Here is a 15559-nt window from a genome sequence, read left to right as displayed (position 1 = left end):
CGCCCCCACTGGTGCCGGACATCGCCGCGATGCTAGGCAGAGGCATGGAACGCGTAGCGCGGCCCCGCCTGCACTTCACTCCTCGCGCCGGCCAGGTCGGCGACCTCTTCGGCGTCCTCGCGGCCGACGGCCGCTACCAACTCTTCTACGAGTACCTCTCCGGCCAGGAGCCGGCCTGGGGGTACGCGGTCTCCGACGATCTCATCCTGTGGACCGAGCAGGCGGTGGGGGCGCCGCCCACCGGTCCCGGATCGGCCCGCTGCGGCGCGGTCGTGGCCGGCCCGGAGGGGCCGGTGCTGTTCCACACCCGCGAGGGCGGAGAGGTGGCCCGCGCGGTCGCGGCGCCCGGCTTCACCGGCTGGCGCCAGGATCCGGCCGGCCCGCTGATAGCCACGCCACCCTCCGGCGTCAGCGAGATGCGCGATCCGTACGTCTGGTGGGCCGGCAGCGGCTGGCGGATGCTGCTCGGCGCCACGATCCGCGGCGGGGCCGCCGCCGTCCTCCAGTACCACTCCGCCGACCTGCTGCACTGGGCGTACGACGGTGTGATCGTCTCCCGCGAGCAGGGCGGGTGGAGCTGCCCGCGGCTCTTCCCGCTGGACGACGCCTGGGTGCTGCTCGTCTCCAGCGGCGACGAGGTCGCCTACGCGGTCGGCGGCTACGACGGCCTGCACTTCACGCCGCGCGCCTGGGGCGCCTTCGGGCGGGGCCGCCTCGGCCCCACCGTCACCTTCGTCGACGCGGCCGGGCGCCGCTGCGTGCTCGCCCGCCTCGGTGACGCCGAGGCCAGTCCCGGGTCGGTCTGGGCGGGCTCGCTCAGCCTTCCGTGGGTTCTCTCGGTACGCGACGACCGGCTGATCGCCACCCCGCACCCCAACCTCGACCCGTACCTGATCAGCGGCGCCACCGGGCTCACCGCGGCCGGCGGGGAGGTCCGCGACCACGGCGAGCTGATCCTCACCATGCCCGTCGGCGGGGAGACGGTGCTCTTCGCCGACGCCGACATCGTCGAGGTCGCGGTCGAGGGCGTCAGCGGCCTCGGGGTGGCCCGGCGGACCGGGCCCACCGCGCCCGGCGTGCGGTTCGCCCGGTTCGGCACGGCTGCCGGCGGGTGACGGCCCGCCGTTTGCCGGGTCCCGCCACGGGCAACCCCTCCGGTATGCCTGGACCTGACGAACTACCCGATCTGATCCGATTCGTACGGGCCCAGGACGGCGTCTTCGAGCAGGCGCTCGCCGAGCTGAGAGCCGGCCGCAAACGCACCCACTGGATGTGGTTCGTCTTCCCCCAACTGGCCGGGCTGGGCTCCAGCCCGACGGCACGGACCTACGCCGTCCGGGACCTCGGCGAGGCCCGCGCCTATCTCGGCCACCCCGTCCTGGGACCGCGGCTGGTCCGGTGCGCCGAGGCGATGCTGGAGCACCACGGGCGCACCGCGGAGGAGATCCTCGGCTACCCCGACGACCTGAAACTGCGCTCGTCGATGACGCTCTTCGCCCGCGCCGCCGATGACCCGGCCCTGTTCGAGCGGGTGCTCGACCGCTACTACGACGGGCCGGACGAGCGGACTGTCGCGCTTCTCGGCGGACTGTAGGGCATTCCACCGTCCGGCGGGGCGCCCGCGTGTGACGATCGCGGCGGTCCCGTTCCCGCCGACGCCGAGGTGGCCCCTTCATGCGACGTGCCCGCGCCCTCGTCGTGGCGGTGGCCGCCACCCTGCTCGGCGTCCCCGCCCCGGCGGCCGCGTCCGGCGGGGTCACCGGCGATCTCGACCGGATCCTCACCGGCGCCGCGCTGGCCGGCGCCACCGTCGCCGTGGACGTGCGCGACGCCGCCGGGGCCGCGGTCTACCAGCGGAACTCCGGTCTGCGGGTGCTGCCGGCCTCGAACCAGAAACTGCTCACCGCGGCCGCCGCGCTCGAGGTGCTCGGCCCGGGGTACCGGTTCCGTACCACGGTCCGCGCCCGTGGCGGCGACCTTCATCTGCGCGGACAGGGGGATCCCACCCTGACGGTCGCGCGGTTCGACGGGCTGGCTGCGGACGTCGCCCGGGGCCGGAAACGGTTCACCGGGCGGCTGGTCGTCGACGACACCTGGTTCGACCGGGTGCCGCTCGGGCTGGACTGGTCGTGGCAGGACGAGTCGTTCGGCTGGACCGCACCCGTCTCGGCGCTCACCTTCGCGGCTGACGAGCGGTCCGACACCGGCGCCGTCGAGATCCGCTACCGGGGTACGGGCGGGCGGCGCCCGTCGGTCACGGTGTGGCCGCCGACCCGCAGCGTGCGGGTGGTCAACCGGGCGGTCACCGGGCGGGGCGACAGTGTGAGCGCGGTACGGGTCCACGGCGGCCGGACGGTGACGGTCACCGGATCCGTCGCGCCCGGGCGCTCCGGGACCGTGCTGGTCTCGGTGCCGGATCCGGCCGTCACCGCGGCCGGGGTGTTCCGGGCGGCGCTGCGCCGGCACGGGGTGACGGTCGCCGGGGGCACGGTCCGGGGGCCGGTCCCGGGTACGGCCCGGATCCTCGCCACGCGGGTCTCCGCCCCGTTGCGCGAGATCCTGCGGCCGTTCCTGAAGCTCTCCCACAACGGCATCGCCGAGACGCTGGTCAAGGCGATGGGCCGGGCCGCGACGCCCGGAGAACCGGGGAGCTGGCCGACCGGGCTGGCCGCGGCGACCGCCGCCCTCGGTCGCCTCGGTGTCGACACCCGGCTGCTCACCATGGGCGACGGCTCCGGCCTGAGCCGCCGCAACTGGGTCACCGCCCGGCAGCTCACCACGCTGCTCACGGCGGCCCGGCGGCGTCCCTGGTTCCCGGCCTTCCGGGCGGCCCTGCCGGTGGCCGGCGCCGCGGATCCCCTGGTCGGCGGCACCCTGCGCCACCGCATGCGGGGCACCGCCGCGGCCGGCAACGTCCGCGCCAAGACCGGCACCCTGACCGGCGTGAACGCCCTCTCCGGCTACGTGACCACCCGCGACGGCCGCCACCTGACCTTCGCCGCCCTGATCAACGGCGCCCTGACCAGCGCGGGCCCCACCCTCGACCGGGTGGCCGTGGCCCTCGCCGAGAGCACCGGCCCGCCACGCGAGGCGGCCCCGGCCCATCACCGGACCGGAAACCGCGTTGAGCATCGGGCACGTATTCCCTAGGGTCGGGGCAGGTCATGAGCGCCAGCGCGAAGCCCCGGCTCGCTGGCCGGCAACCCCCTGCTCGTGGGCGGGGTGCCCCGGGTGAGGACCTGGTCCGGCGCACCCGTGCCGGTCAAGCCGCGATGGGGGAGTGCTGTGGATCATCCTGTGCTGGAAGGCTGTCGCGTCCGTCTGGAGCCGCTCGGCCGCCACCACGCCGCGGAGCTGGCCCGGGCCGCCGGGGGCGACCGGGACTCGTTCTCCTGGACCTGGGTGCCGGCGCCCGACGAGGTCGAGGAGTACATCGACGTGCAGCTGGGGCGGGCGGAGGCCGGCTGGCTCCGGCCGTACGCTCAGATCTGTCTCGTCTCGCGACGCGCCGTGGGCGCGACCGCCTACCTGGACCCGCGTCCGTGGCCCGGCACCGAGCGGCTGCACGCGATCGAGGTCGGCTTCAGCTGGCTGACGGCCTCCGCGCAGGGCACCGGCCTCAACCTGGAGGCCAAGCTCCTGCTGTTCGAGAACGCCTTCGAGGTGTGGGAGGCGGCCCGCGTCGATCTGAAGACCGACGCCCGCAACAGCCGCTCCCGGGCCGCGATCGCCGGGCTCGGCGCCCAGTTCGAGGGGGTGCTGCGCAACTGGTCGCGGTCATGGGCGACGGGCGAGGAGGGCCGTCTGCGGGATTCCGCGATGTACTCGGTCGTCGCCGAGGAGTGGCCGCGGTGCCGCGCCTACCTGCGGCACCGTCTCGCCGAAACCGGCCGGCCGGGGAGCCGGCCGGAATCGCGCGGATGAGGCGTCAGCTGGAGCAGGTGTTGAGCATGGTCTGGAGCGCGGTCTTCTCGGACGACTGGAGCTTCAGCGCCCAGTAGTACTTCACCGCGATCCACATCTTGGCGTAGGTGCAGCGGTAGGAGCTGACCGACGGCTGCCACGTCGACGGGTCCTGGTCGCTCTTCGACTGGTTCACGTTGTCGGTGACGGCGATCAGCTGCGGGCGGGTCAGGTCGTTGGCGAAGCTCTGCCGCTTGCTGGTGGTCCAGGCGTCGGCGCCGGAACGCCACGCCTCCGCCAGCGGGACCACGTGGTCGATGTCGAGGTCGGAGGCGGCGGTCCAGGTGGCCCCGTCGTACGGGGAGTACCACGAACCGGAGGTGGCGGCGCACGCCGAGCTGACGACGACGTTGGTGCCGTCCCGCTTCAGCACCGTCTCCCGCGTGTTGCAGGTGCCGGAGATGGTGATCCAGTGCGGGAACAGGTCGCGGTCGTAGGTGCTCGCGTTCGCCTCGGCGGCCACGGTCAGGGCGTTCAGGTAGGTCTGTGCGGTCGCCTTGGTCGGGATGCCGGTCGGGGCGGCCTGGACGGGGGAGGCCAGCAGACCGAGAGTGATCAGGCCGGCGGTGAGGCCGGCGATCAGGGGACGGGGGGAGAGGCGCATGAAACGGCTCCTTTGGTGTCGTCCGATTCGGACACTGAAGAACTACGGGAGCCAAACGTCACCGGATGATGACAAGCGTGAATTTCTTATGACCGAACAAAAAAGATCAAAATGGCGCCGGAAACATCCCGTTAACAGACGGCGAGCGCGCTCCGCCCGTACCGGAAACGGGGTCGGCGAAGCCGATAAGGTGGGCGGGTGAGACCTCTGCTGGCCGTCGACGCCCCGAGCCTCTACTTCCGTGCGTTCCACGGCATACCGGAGAAGGCGGCCCGGACCGCGGCCGGTGAGCCGGTGAACGCGATCCGCGGCTTCCTCGACATGCTCGCCCAGCTCATCCGCACCCGCCGCCCGGACCGCCTGGTGTGCGCGCTGGACGCGGACTGGCGCCCGGCCTGGCGGGTGGAGCTGGTGCCGTCGTACAAGAAGCACCGGGTCGCCCACGGTGACGTCGAGGAGGTGCCGGCGTCGCTGGAGCGGCAGGTGCCGGTGCTGCTGGAGACCCTCGAGGCGATCGGCATCCCGGCGTTCGGCGTGAAGGGGTACGAGGCCGACGACGTGCTCGGCACGCTGGCGTACGGGCAGCCCGCGCCGGTCGAGGTGGTCTCCGGCGACCGTGACCTGTTCCAGCTGGTCGACGACGCCCGCGGGACCCGCCTGCTCTACTGCGGCCGCGGCGTGGCCAAGCTGGAGGACGCCGACGAGGCGCTGGTCCAGGCGAAGTACGGGGTCGAGGCGCGGTGGTACGCGGACTTCGCCGCGATGCGCGGCGACCCCAGCGACGGTCTGCCGGGCGTGGCCGGCGTCGGCGAGAAGACCGCGGCGCGCCTGATCGAGAGGTACGGCGGGGTCGAGCACATCCTGGCCGCCCTGGACGACCCGGACGCCGGTTTCGCCCCCGGCGTGCGGACGAAGCTGTTGGCCTCCCGGGAGTACCTGGGCCGCGCCCTACCGGTCTGCAAGGTGGCCACCGACGTGCCGCTGCCCGCCTTCGACCCGGTCCTGCCGGCCGCCCCGCGCCACCCGGACGCGCTGCTGGCGCTCGCCGAGCGGTGGAACCTGGCCGGATCGGCCCGGCGCCTGGTGGACGCGATGGCCGGCTGAGGCCGGTTGCCGGACGGTTGCGCCCGCAGCGGGCGGCTCATGTCGGCCCCCGCGGACCCGATACGGCGAGTCGGCAACTGCCCGCCGCCTCACGATCGGAGTACGCCTTGTCGACGCGAGCCGTTCGCGCGTGCTTCGGTGTCTGGATCCTGGCTCTCGCCGGTGTCTATTACGCCGTTCCCGACAGTCACCTCTTCACCTGGGCGGCGCTGGGCTATTCCAGCGCCGCGATGGTGCTGGTGGGTGTCCGGAAGCATCGCCCGCAGCGGCGGCTGCCGTGGATTCTGATCAGTCTCGCGCTGGTCCTCTTCACCACCGGTGACACCTGGTACAACCTGGAGCTGGTGCTCGGCCGCGACCCCGGCTTCCCGGGGCCGGCGGACCTGTTCTACCTGCTGGTGTACCCGCCGCTGGCGGCCGGGCTGCTGCTTCTCGTACGGGCCCGCGGCGGCGGCGCCGCCAACCGCGCGGCGCTGCTGGACGCGCTGGTGCCGACGGTCGGGCTGGGCCTGCTGGCCTGGGTGTACTGGATCGCGCCGTGCGCCCGCGCCGAGGACCTGTCGGTGCTGGGGAAGCTGGTGTCGATCGGCTACCCGCTCGGCGACGTGCTGGTGCTCGCGATGATCCTGCGGATGTTCACCGGCGCGGGCCGCCGGCCGGGCGCGGCCGCCACCCTGGGCGCCGCGATGGTGGGCCTGCTGGCCGCCGACGTGTTCTACGGCCAGTCGCAGCTGAACAGCGCGTGGGTGCTGGGCGGCCCGGTCGACCTCGGCTGGATCGTCTTTTACTCGGTGACCGGCTTCGCGGCGCTGTCGCCGTCGATGCGGTCGCTGTCGGCACCGGGCGAGCCGGTCGTCCCGGAGATGGGCCGCCACCGGCTGTTCTGGCTGACCACGGCCGCGCTGATCGCGCCGGCGATGCTGGCCGTCGAGTACTTCGTGGGCCGGGAGGGCGTGGTCGACGCGCCGGTCATCGCGGTCGCCGCGGCGGTGATGTTCCTGCTGGTGCTGGGCCGGGTCGCGGACCTGGCCCGGACCCAGCGGGCGGCCGGCCTCCGGGAGCGGGCGCTGCGCGAGGCCGTGGCGCTGCTGAACGCGGCCGTCACCGACGTGGGCGTGGCCGCCGCGATCCGCCAGGCGGTGGCCCGGCTGATTCCCGCGGACCAGCAGTACCACCTCCAGTTCTCGGTGCCCGAGCCGGGCACCGCCGCGGTGCGGGTGCGCCTGGCGGCCGCCGCCGATCTGCCGGACGGGCTGGAGTCGGGCGGTTTCCCGCACGCGCTCTGCACCACCCAGCAGCTGCCCGGTGACCGGGTCGGGACCATGGTGCTCGGCGCGCCGGACCCCGTCCTGCACGTGATGCGCCCGGCCTTCGAGACGCTCAGCGCCCAGATCAACGCGGTGCTGGAGCGGATCGCGCTGACCGCCGAGGTGAGCCGCCGGGAGGGTGAGGCCCGGTTCCGCACCCTGATCCAGAGCGCCTCCGACGTCATCCTGGTGCTGGACTCCGACGGTGTCATCCGCTACGCCACCCCGTCCGCGGAGACCCTGTTCGGCGCCGATCCGACCGGTGCCCCGATCGCCGATCTGATCGCGGCACCGGAGGCGCTGCGGGAGGTCCTCGACCGGATGGGCGCGGGCGATCTGGACGACATCGAGCTGACCGCGGTCGGCGCCGGCGGCCGCGCCATCGAGATCGAGTGCGACCTGCGGGACCTGCGCGACGACCCGACGGTGGGCGGCCTCGTGGTGACGCTGCGGGACGTGACCGCGCGGCGCGGGCTGGAGAGCGACCTCACCCACCAGGCGTTCCACGACGCGCTGACCGGGCTCGCCAACCGGGTGCTGTTCCGGGACCGGCTGGAGCAGGCGTTCTGCGTGGCCGAGCGGGACGGCGCCACCCTCGGCGTGCTCTTCGTCGACCTGGACGACTTCAAGGAGGTCAACGACACCCTCGGGCACGCGGTCGGCGACCAGCTGCTGCTCGCCGTGGCGCGGCGGATCTCGGCGATCATCGGGGCCGGCAGCACGGCGGCCCGGATGGGCGGCGACGAGTTCGCCGTCCTGGTCGAGCAGAGCGACACCGTGGACGCCGCGGAGACGGTGGCGGCGCGGCTCGTGGAGGCCCTGGAGGCGCCGATCGAGGTGTTCGACGGCGACGGCGGCACGCACGTGGTCAGCGGCGCGGCCAGCATCGGCGTGGCCACGAACCGGGAGGCCGAGTCGGCCACCGAGCTGCTGCGCCACGCCGACCTGGCGCTCTACCTGGCCAAGGGCAACGGCAAGAGCGGCTGGCGGCGTTACCAGAGCGACCTGCACACCGCCATGGTGCAGCGGCTGGAGATGCGTACCGCCCTGCACGAGGCGATCGAGGAGGAGCAGTTCGTCCTCCAGTACCAGCCCATCGTGGAGCTCGCCGACCAGCGGATCACCGGCGTCGAGGCGCTGGTCCGGTGGCAGCACCCGTCCCGTGGCCTGCTCGGTCCGTTCTTCTTCGTGGAGGCGGCCGAGGAGAGCGGCGCGATCGTCGGGATCGGCTCGTGGGTGCTCCGCGAGGCGCTGCGGCAGTTCGCGCGGTGGCGGGCGGAGAACCCGGAGACGACGCTGCGCTACGTGAGCGTCAACGTGTCGGCGCGGCAGTTCCGGACCGCGGACTTCGCCGACCAGGTACGCCGGGCGCTGACCGACACCGGGGCCCGGGCGCAGTGGCTGCTCCTGGAGATCACCGAGAGCCTCGTGCTGCGGGACGCCGAGAAGGTGCTGGCGGATCTCGAGGAGTTGCGGGCCATGGGCGTACGGATCGCGATCGACGACTTCGGCACCGGCTACTCGTCGCTCAGCTACCTTCGGCAGATGCCGGTGGACGTCGTTAAGCTGGATAAATCGTTCATCGACGACATTCTGACGAGCCGGCAGCAGCACGCGCTGGTCGACGCGATCGTCACCCTGTCGCACAACCTCGATCTCGCGGTCGTCGCCGAGGGCATCGAGGAGGTTGGTCAGCGGGCCGCCCTGGACGCCATGGGCTGCCGGTACGGCCAGGGCTACCACTTCGCCAAGCCGCTGTGGCCGGCCGACATCCCGGAACTCACCGTGGCCGTGGAGGAACCGACGGTGCGCCGGCAGGCAACCGTATGACGGAACCCGACAGATAAGCGTGCGGGTGGTTAGACGGATATCTACTGGCGCGACCCGCCGGCAGGAGGCAGGGTCTGGGGTGTGCTGAACAACCCCGTGTGGGCCGCCCTCACCGGGCCGCAGGCGTGTTTCGCCGAGGCCGCGGGCAACGCCGCCCGATACCTGCCCGAGATCGCCCCGTTCGCCGCGCTGAGCGACCCAGCCGACCCGGCCGCCTGGCGTGATCTGGCGACGATCACCGACCACGCGCTCCTCACCGGCCCGTCCATCACCCCGCGCGCGGGGTGGGAGGTGGACCGGGTCACCCCGGGAGTGCAGATGATCGGCCAGAGCATGTCCGGTGTCGAGGATCCGGAGGCCGTCCCGCTCACCGAGAAGGACGTTCCCGAGATGCTCGACCTGGTCGCCCGCGCCGAGCCCGGCCCGTTCCTCAAACGCACCGTCGACCTCGGCCGCTACCTCGGCATCCGGGACTCCGGCGGCCGTCTCATCGCGATGGCCGGCGAACGCTTCCGGATGCCCGGCTGGACCGAGGTGAGCGCGGTCTGCACCGACCCGGCCTACCGCGGCAAGGGCCTCGGCGCACGGCTCACCCTCGCCGTCGCGGCCGGCATCCTGGCCCGCGGCGAGCTGCCGTTCCTGCACGCGGTCCACGACAACGAGAACGCGATCCGGCTCTACGGCCGCCTCGGCTTCACGCACAGCGCCGACGTGGTGTTCGCGTCCTTCAGATACACGGGGTAGAGGCGTGAAGGCCGGCCGTCGACGGCCGGCCTTCAGAGCTGGCCGTGATTGGGCGGCAGCTGATCCGCCAGCTCGTAGGCCGCGATGTGCGCGTACTTCCAGTCCATCGGGTCGTGGACGCTGTGCGTGCGCGCGTTGCGCCAGTGCCGGTCCAGGTCGTACTTCGCGGCCGCCGAACTCGTCCCGCACATGGTGAACAGCTCCGACCCGGCCTCCAGCGCCACCTCGCTGCCGAAGGCCTTCGCGGCCGCGACGGCGAGCGAGCCACGTGCCGCGGCCTCGGCGTCCGCGGGGATCAACCCCACTTCATCGAGGGTACGGGCAGCCGACTCCAGCAGGGCCTCCGCCGCTCGCACCCGGGTCGCCAGCCGTCCGTAACGGTGCCGCACGTGCGGGTCGTCGACGGCCGCCGCCGCACCGGACCGGACCGCCTCGGTGGACGGCCGCGCCTTCACCCGCAGGTAGGACCGGGCGTCCCGCAGAGCCGCGCCCGCGATGCCCACCTCGATGGCCGCGTGCACCAGCTGCGCCCGGGCCCCGATCTGCTGCGGGACCTCGTACGCGCCCGCGTAGTCGATACGCATCCCGGCCTCCACCGGCACCCGCCGGAACGTGGCCGTGCCACTGATCGTCGCCCGCTGCCCGAGCATGTCCCAGTCGGTGTCGACCGACACCCCCTCGGCGGCCCGCGGCACCAGGGCCAGCACCACCCGCCCCGTCTCGTCGAGGGCGCTCACCGCGATCCACGCGCTGGTCAGCGCCCCGGTGGTGTAGTACTTGACCCCGTCCAGCAGGCCGTCGGTGATCCGGGTGCGCAGATCCTGGGCGTGCTGCCCGCCGCGTTCGGCGAACGCGTTCCCCAGCCGCCGGCCGGCCAGCACGTCACCGAAGGCGCGCTTGCGGGCCTCCGGTCCGGCGTGCACCGCGAGCACGTCCACCAGCAGGAAGTGGCTCTGCGGGACCTGGGCGATCGCCGGGTCGGCGGCCGCGACGATCCGCGCCACCTCGCCGAGGGTCCGCGGGCCCAGGCCCGGGCCGCCGTCGGACACTCCGACGGTGATGCCGAGCAGCCCGGAGGCGTCGAGGGCGGCCAGGGCCTCGTGCGGGACGACCTCCGCGCCGTCCCGGTCGCGCTGGACCGCGCCCGGCTCCAGGACCGCGGCGAGCCGGTGGGCGGCGGTGATCGCCTCATCGTGTGTCTGGGGTACGGCCATCAGCAGATTCTATGGGTCCGCCTCCTCAAGTCGGCCCGCGCGGGACCGATCACCCGGGGGTCCAGCCCGGACGGAGGAGGGGTTATGCGGACGCGGAGTCGACAGGCACGGCCATCGCTCACGGCCGGCGCGCTGGCGCTGTTCATCGCCGGCACGCTGGCCCAGATGCTGATGCTGGCGCGGGCCTGGAGCGACGGCGAACTCTTCCCGTGGGGTGGCCTCGCCCTCGCCGGGGCGGCGCTGAGCGGGCTCGTGCTGTACCGGCAGACGGTGGCCCAGCGGGAGAGCGGGCTCACCGACGGCCTGACCGGGCTCGGCAGCCGCGGCATGTTCCGGCAGGCGTCGAACCGGGCCCGCGACCGGCGGATGGGCGTCCTTCTGATCGACCTGAACGGCTTCAAGGAGATCAACGACATCCTCGGCCACGAGTCCGGCGACCGGGTGCTGGTCGCGTTCGCCGAGGTGCTGCGCCGCTGCGTCCAGCGCCCGAACCTGTCTTTCCGCCTCGGTGGCGACGCGTTCGCGGTGGTGCTGCCGGACGTGGCCCGGCCCGAGGACGCCTACGAGGTGGCCGGCCGGATCGCCGCGGCCCTGGGCACGATCGCCGTCGACGGCCGCCTGGTCACCCTGGCGGCGAGCATCGGCGTGGCGGTCACCGGGCCCGGCGAGCTCACCCACGACGAGATCGTGCACCGGGCCGGCCTGGCGATGCGGAGGGCGAAGTCGCTCGGCCCCGACACCCGCTGGGCGATCTGGCAGGAGCAGCTCGAGACCGAGCTGCCCACCGCCGCTTAGAACCCGCACATCGTACGGATCACTCGTTGTGCAGGACCCGGGCGATGGTGAGGCGGGCCGCCGAGCGGGCCGGCAGCAGCGCGCCCACCACCGCGATCAGGACACCGCTGAGCACCAGCAGGGCGAGTTGCAGTGGGTCCCACACCCGCAGCACCGACTCCGGCAGCGTCACCTTGGCGGCGCCCGCGGAGAGCGGCACCACCAGCCGGTGCGCGGCCATGCCGAACGGGATGCCGAGCAGGCCACCGGCCACACCGAGCGCCGCCATCGAGGTGACCAGCATGGTGATCACCTGGCGTGGGGTCATCCCGATGGATTTCAGCATGCCCAGGTCACGGCGCCGGTCCAGGACGTTGAGCGCCACCGTGTTCAGCACGCCCAGCGCCGCCACCGTGGCCAGCAGCGCCGCCAGCACACCGGAGAAGCCGGTCACGATCACCTGAAGGTCGTTGGCGCCGCCGCGATGCCACGGCGACAGACCCGGATCGGCCGTGCGGATCGCCTGCATGTAGGCCGCGATGTCCGTGCCCTCGGCGAGATCGACCTGGTAGAAGTAGTCGAACGGCTTCACGTCGTCGAACTCCCGCCACGGGGCGAACAGGCCGTCCCCGGGGCCGGGCAGGTTCTGCAGCGTCTCACCGACGATGGTCACGGTCGTCCGGACGCCCTGCAATTCCATGGTGATCGTGTCGCCGACCTCCAGATCCCGTTTGTTGAGCAGCTCCGAGGTCGCCACCATCTCGTCCGGCGCGGCCATCCAGCGGCCCTCGAGAAGCTGGTCCTCGTACCCCATCGCGGCGACGTCGCCCCGGACGAAGTTGACCTGGATCGGCTCGCTCTGGCCGAGGACCGAAATCGGGCGGCCCAGCGCGACCCCGATCCTCTCGGTGCCGGGAAGACCGCGCAGCAGCGCCTCCACCTCCTCGTCGGTGCGGCTGGTGAGCACCCCGCCGGTGGGGCTGTCCGGCAGCTCCGGGCGGATGCTGACGTCACCGCCGGCCGCCGCGTCGAGTGCCGCGAACCGGACAAGGGTGTCGGAGAGGCCGGTCGCGAACGTCACCGTGGTCACGCCGAGCAGCAGCGACGCCATGGTCAGCGCGGTCCGGGCCGGACGGGCGAACAGGTGCCCCAGCCCGAGGCTGACCGAGCGTGGCAGACGCGTACCCCCGAGGGTTCTCTGCACGCGCAGACCGTGACCGCGCCGGGGAGCGCTGCCCGCGCTGATCGCCTCGGCGGCGGAGAGGCGGTGCGCGCGGGAGGCGGGCACCAGCGCGGTCAGAAGGACCAGCGCCGGTATGCCGACCAGCCCGGCCGCCCACACCCAGCCCGGCACGCCGGTGTCCTGCCCGAATCCCATCCCGCGGAAGGTGTCCTCCAGCAGCGGCTGCACGCCGAGGTCGCCGAGCACGGTGCCGAGGATCGCGCCGACCGCCGCCGGCACCGTCACCATGGTCAGGTAGACGGCGACCACCTGACGCGGAGTGAAGCCGAGCGCCTTCAGCATCCCGATGTGCCGGAACCCGGAGACGACCGCTCCACTCACCACATTCCCCACGATGATCACCGCGATGATCAGGCCGAGCACGCCGAAGGTGCCCAGGAACGGCAGGTACACGCCGGACCCCTCGGCCGCCTCCTCCTTGACGACCTGGTACGGCTGGGCCGCGATCAGCGCGCCCCCGGGAAGCCCCGTGGTCATCCCGGTGAGCCGCTGCTGAACCGCCTCCCTCGTGGACACGTCGCCGGAGAACCGGTACAGCATCTGTTTCCCGGTCGGCCGCAGCGCCGTCATCTGTTCCGGCGTCACCCAGCCGTCCGCCGAGCCGCCCACGCTGAACGCCCAGCCGACCACGGTCAGCGTCGTCCCGTCCGCGGCGAGCGACGGCATCCGGCCGAACGGGCCCCGGACGAAGTCTCCCTCGTTCTCCGGTGGCGCGTTCAGCACGATCTCGCCCGGCGCCGATGCCCACCGCCCCCGCCAGAGGTCGAGGCGGTCCACGTCGCCGCCGGGGCCGGCCCGCCCGACCAGCGTCAGCGGGCCCCGCAGGACCGGCCCGACCCCGCCGCCCGGCTCGAACGTCACCTGCCCGAATGGTCCGGCGGCCGCCTCCACGCCGTCACGCGCGGCCGTGAGCTGCGCGTCGGTCACCTTGGCCGGGTCGAACGCGGCGACCGCGTGCGCTCCCCGCTGCTGCGCCAGGGCCCGGTCGAACGGCGCCGACATCGCGTCCAGCAGGGCCAGCGAGACGACCACGGTGGCCGTGCAGAAGAGCGCGACCAGGCCGATCACGAAGGTCTGGAGCCGGCGGCGGCGGATAGCGGCCTTCGCGGCCGCCCACACGGCGCTCACACCCGGTCCAGGGCGGATTCGCGGGCGATCCGGCCGTCGGCGAGCTCGACCAGCCGGCTGGCGCAGCGGTGCGCGAGCCGCTCGTCGTGGGTGACGATCAGCAGTGTCTGACCGATCTGGTTGAGGTCGATCAGCAGGTCCATCACCTGCTCACCGGCCCGGCTGTCGAGGGCGCCGGTGGGCTCGTCGGCGAGCAGCAGCGCCGGCCTGTTCATCAGCGCGCGGGCCACCGCCACCCGCTGCCGCTCGCCACCGGACAGCGCCGCCGGGTAGACGTCGCGGCGGCCGGCGATCCCCAGCTCGTCGAAGAGCTCCAGCGCGCGGCGCCGGGCGGTGGCCGCCGAGGACCCGGTCAACTGGGCGGCCAGGGCCACGTTGTCCAGCGCCGACAGGTCGTCCAGCAGGTTGAAGAACTGGAAGATCATGCCGAGGTGGTGGCGGCGGAACAGCGCCAGCCCCGTCTCGTTCATCAGGTCCAGGCGCTCGCCGTGCACCGTCACCTCGCCCGCGGTCGGCCGGTCCAGGCCGGCGACCATGTTGAGCAGGGTGGACTTGCCGCAGCCGGACGGGCCCATCACGGCCACCGCCTCACCGCGGCGGATCTCCAGCGAGACGCCGTCCAGGGCGGCCGTCTCACCGAACTCCTTGCGCACTCCATCGAGCCGCACCACCGTCTCTGTCGTCATGCCGGGAACGCTACGGACGGCCGACGGCGGCGTCATCGGCTTCCGGATGCAACCACCCGGGGTCTGTCATACCGGGGATGTAGGCGCGGCCGACCACGGGTTGATGTGCCGCCCGCGCGGGCATGCCAAGGTGTTCGGAGTGAGGACGCTGATGCTGGTCGTGGCACTCGTGGTGGCCTGTCTGGCCGCCGCGGCGCTCGGGTTCGCGCTGCGCCGGGCCCGGCAGCGGCACGAGCGGGCGCTGGGGGAGCGGGGCTGGCTGCTGGAGCGCGAACGGGAGGCGGCGGCACTGGCGGCGGTCGGTGCGGAGCGCGCGCGGATCGCGCGGGAACTGCACGACATCGTCAGCCACAACGTCAGCGTCATGATCGTGCAGGCGGGCGCGGCGCGGGAGGTGCTGGCGAGCATGCCGGAGGAGGCGGCCTCGGCGCTGGCCGCGGTCGAGCGGGCCGGGCGCGACACGATGACCGAGCTGCGGCACCTGCTGGGCCTGCTGGCGCCCGCGCCGGACGGGTCGGACGAGACCGAGCCGGAGGATCTCGCGCCGCAGCCCAGCCTGGCCCGGCTCACCCCGCTGGTGGACCGGATCGCGTTCGCCGGCCTGCCGGTCGACGTCCGGGTGTCGGGCGAGCCGTGCCCGCTGCCGACCGGCATCGACGTGACGGCGTACCGGATCGTGCAGGAGGCGCTGACGAATGCCCTGAAGCACGGCGCCGGCGGAAAGGCCGAGGTCACCATCCGTTACGCGGAGCACGCCCTGCGGGTCGAGGTGCTCACCACCGGCCCGAGTGTGCTGACCGGCGGCCCACCACCGGTCCGCGGCGGCGACGGCGCGGGCCGTGGTCTCGCCGGCCTCCGTGAGCGGGTCGCGGTCTACGGCGGCGACCTCGACGCCCGGCGCCGTCTCGGCGGCGGCTACCGGGTCCGCGCCCGCCTCCCGCTGGACGTGCCATGACCGCCGC

13 protein-coding genes and 1 riboswitch are annotated in these 15559 nt (G+C 73.4%); of the genes, 9 read left to right on the top strand and 4 right to left on the bottom strand.

The window, feature by feature from the left end:
• Positions 1 to 44 precede the first annotated feature (44 nt).
• The 4 genes from BJ964_RS42400 (at position 45) to BJ964_RS42385 (ending at position 3924) form a co-directional block, all read left to right on the top strand.
• Entirely contained in the window at positions 45 to 1115 is a 1071-nt protein-coding gene (locus tag BJ964_RS42400) for a glycoside hydrolase family 32 protein (RefSeq protein ID WP_188125923.1), read from the top strand.
• Positions 1116 to 1159: 44 nt separating this feature from the next.
• Entirely contained in the window at positions 1160 to 1594 is a 435-nt protein-coding gene (locus BJ964_RS42395) for a DUF1810 domain-containing protein (protein ID WP_188125922.1), read from the top strand.
• 80 nt (positions 1595 to 1674) lie between these two features.
• Positions 1675 to 3150: a D-alanyl-D-alanine carboxypeptidase/D-alanyl-D-alanine endopeptidase gene (dacB, locus tag BJ964_RS42390; protein ID WP_188125921.1), complete on the top strand. Its 1476-nt coding sequence runs from the start codon at positions 1675 to 1677 to the stop codon at positions 3148 to 3150.
• Positions 3151 to 3160: 10 nt separating this feature from the next.
• A riboswitch (SAM riboswitch) is annotated at positions 3161 to 3275 on the top strand.
• Positions 3276 to 3285: 10 nt separating this feature from the next.
• On the top strand, positions 3286 to 3924 hold the full coding sequence (locus BJ964_RS42385) for a GNAT family N-acetyltransferase (protein WP_188125920.1): 639 nt from the start codon (positions 3286 to 3288) through the stop codon (positions 3922 to 3924).
• A gap of 4 nt (positions 3925 to 3928) precedes the next feature.
• Here the strand turns inward: BJ964_RS42385 and BJ964_RS42380 are convergent, their stop codons facing one another.
• Positions 3929 to 4567 (bottom strand): HNH endonuclease family protein, encoded by a 639-nt coding sequence (locus BJ964_RS42380; protein WP_188125919.1) that lies wholly within the window; start codon positions 4565 to 4567, stop codon positions 3929 to 3931.
• Between the two features lie 198 nt (positions 4568 to 4765).
• Here BJ964_RS42380 and BJ964_RS42375 point away from each other — a divergent pair, with 198 nt between their 5' ends.
• The 3 genes from BJ964_RS42375 to BJ964_RS42365 all read left to right on the top strand — a co-directional run bounded on the left by BJ964_RS42375 (position 4766) and on the right by BJ964_RS42365 (position 9552).
• Entirely contained in the window at positions 4766 to 5671 is a 906-nt protein-coding gene (locus tag BJ964_RS42375; RefSeq protein ID WP_188125918.1) for a 5'-3' exonuclease, read from the top strand.
• A gap of 107 nt (positions 5672 to 5778) precedes the next feature.
• A complete protein-coding gene (locus BJ964_RS42370; RefSeq protein WP_229806732.1) occupies positions 5779 to 8808 on the top strand; it encodes a putative bifunctional diguanylate cyclase/phosphodiesterase in 3030 nt (1009 codons plus the stop codon).
• An 81-nt stretch (positions 8809 to 8889) separates the two neighbouring features.
• A complete protein-coding gene (locus BJ964_RS42365) occupies positions 8890 to 9552 on the top strand; it encodes a GNAT family N-acetyltransferase (protein ID WP_188125917.1) in 663 nt (220 codons plus the stop codon).
• A 32-nt stretch (positions 9553 to 9584) separates the two neighbouring features.
• Here BJ964_RS42365 and BJ964_RS42360 read toward each other — a convergent pair whose 3' ends face one another.
• Positions 9585 to 10766 (bottom strand): acyl-CoA dehydrogenase family protein, encoded by a 1182-nt coding sequence (locus BJ964_RS42360; protein ID WP_188125916.1) that lies wholly within the window; start codon positions 10764 to 10766, stop codon positions 9585 to 9587.
• A gap of 84 nt (positions 10767 to 10850) precedes the next feature.
• Between BJ964_RS42360 and BJ964_RS42355 the strand changes: the two genes are divergently transcribed.
• Positions 10851 to 11561: a GGDEF domain-containing protein gene (locus BJ964_RS42355; protein ID WP_188125915.1), complete on the top strand. Its 711-nt coding sequence runs from the start codon at positions 10851 to 10853 to the stop codon at positions 11559 to 11561.
• A 19-nt stretch (positions 11562 to 11580) separates the two neighbouring features.
• Here the strand turns inward: BJ964_RS42355 and BJ964_RS42350 are convergent, their stop codons facing one another.
• Entirely contained in the window at positions 11581 to 13911 is a 2331-nt protein-coding gene (locus BJ964_RS42350; RefSeq protein WP_229806731.1) for an FtsX-like permease family protein, read from the bottom strand.
• Positions 13908 to 14597 carry an ABC transporter ATP-binding protein gene (locus BJ964_RS42345; RefSeq protein WP_183218941.1) on the bottom strand — a complete coding sequence of 230 codons (690 nt, stop codon included), beginning with the start codon at positions 14595 to 14597 and terminating at the stop codon, positions 13908 to 13910. Before BJ964_RS42345 ends, BJ964_RS42350 begins: the two co-directional genes overlap by 4 nt.
• A gap of 151 nt (positions 14598 to 14748) precedes the next feature.
• Between BJ964_RS42345 and BJ964_RS42340 the strand changes: the two genes are divergently transcribed.
• The gene (locus BJ964_RS42340) at positions 14749 to 15552 is read left to right on the top strand and encodes a sensor histidine kinase (protein WP_188127477.1); all 804 of its coding nucleotides are present in this window, start codon (positions 14749 to 14751) and stop codon (positions 15550 to 15552) included.
• Positions 15553 to 15559: the final 7 nt, after the last annotated feature.

Origin of the sequence: Actinoplanes lobatus (genome assembly GCF_014205215.1) — a bacterium.
Taxonomy (GTDB): domain Bacteria; phylum Actinomycetota; class Actinomycetes; order Mycobacteriales; family Micromonosporaceae; genus Actinoplanes; species Actinoplanes lobatus.
This window is presented reverse-complemented; position numbering and strand designations above follow the sequence as displayed.

Bases quoted from the DNA above. Each gene is read 5' to 3' on its own strand.
- BJ964_RS42400 (WP_188125923.1), top strand. From the start codon at position 45: ATGGAACGCGTAGCGCGGCCCCGCCTGCACTTCACTCCTCGCGCCGGC.
- BJ964_RS42395 (WP_188125922.1), top strand. From the start codon at position 1,160: ATGCCTGGACCTGACGAACTACCCGATCTGATCCGATTCGTACGGGCC.
- dacB (WP_188125921.1), top strand. From the start codon at position 1,675: ATGCGACGTGCCCGCGCCCTCGTCGTGGCGGTGGCCGCCACCCTGCTC.
- BJ964_RS42380 (WP_188125919.1), bottom strand. From the start codon at position 4,567: ATGCGCCTCTCCCCCCGTCCCCTGATCGCCGGCCTCACCGCCGGCCTG.
- BJ964_RS42360 (WP_188125916.1), bottom strand. From the start codon at position 10,766: ATGGCCGTACCCCAGACACACGATGAGGCGATCACCGCCGCCCACCGG.
- BJ964_RS42355 (WP_188125915.1), top strand. From the start codon at position 10,851: ATGCGGACGCGGAGTCGACAGGCACGGCCATCGCTCACGGCCGGCGCG.
- BJ964_RS42345 (WP_183218941.1), bottom strand. From the start codon at position 14,597: ATGACGACAGAGACGGTGGTGCGGCTCGATGGAGTGCGCAAGGAGTTC.
- BJ964_RS42340 (WP_188127477.1), top strand. From the start codon at position 14,749: ATGCTGGTCGTGGCACTCGTGGTGGCCTGTCTGGCCGCCGCGGCGCTC.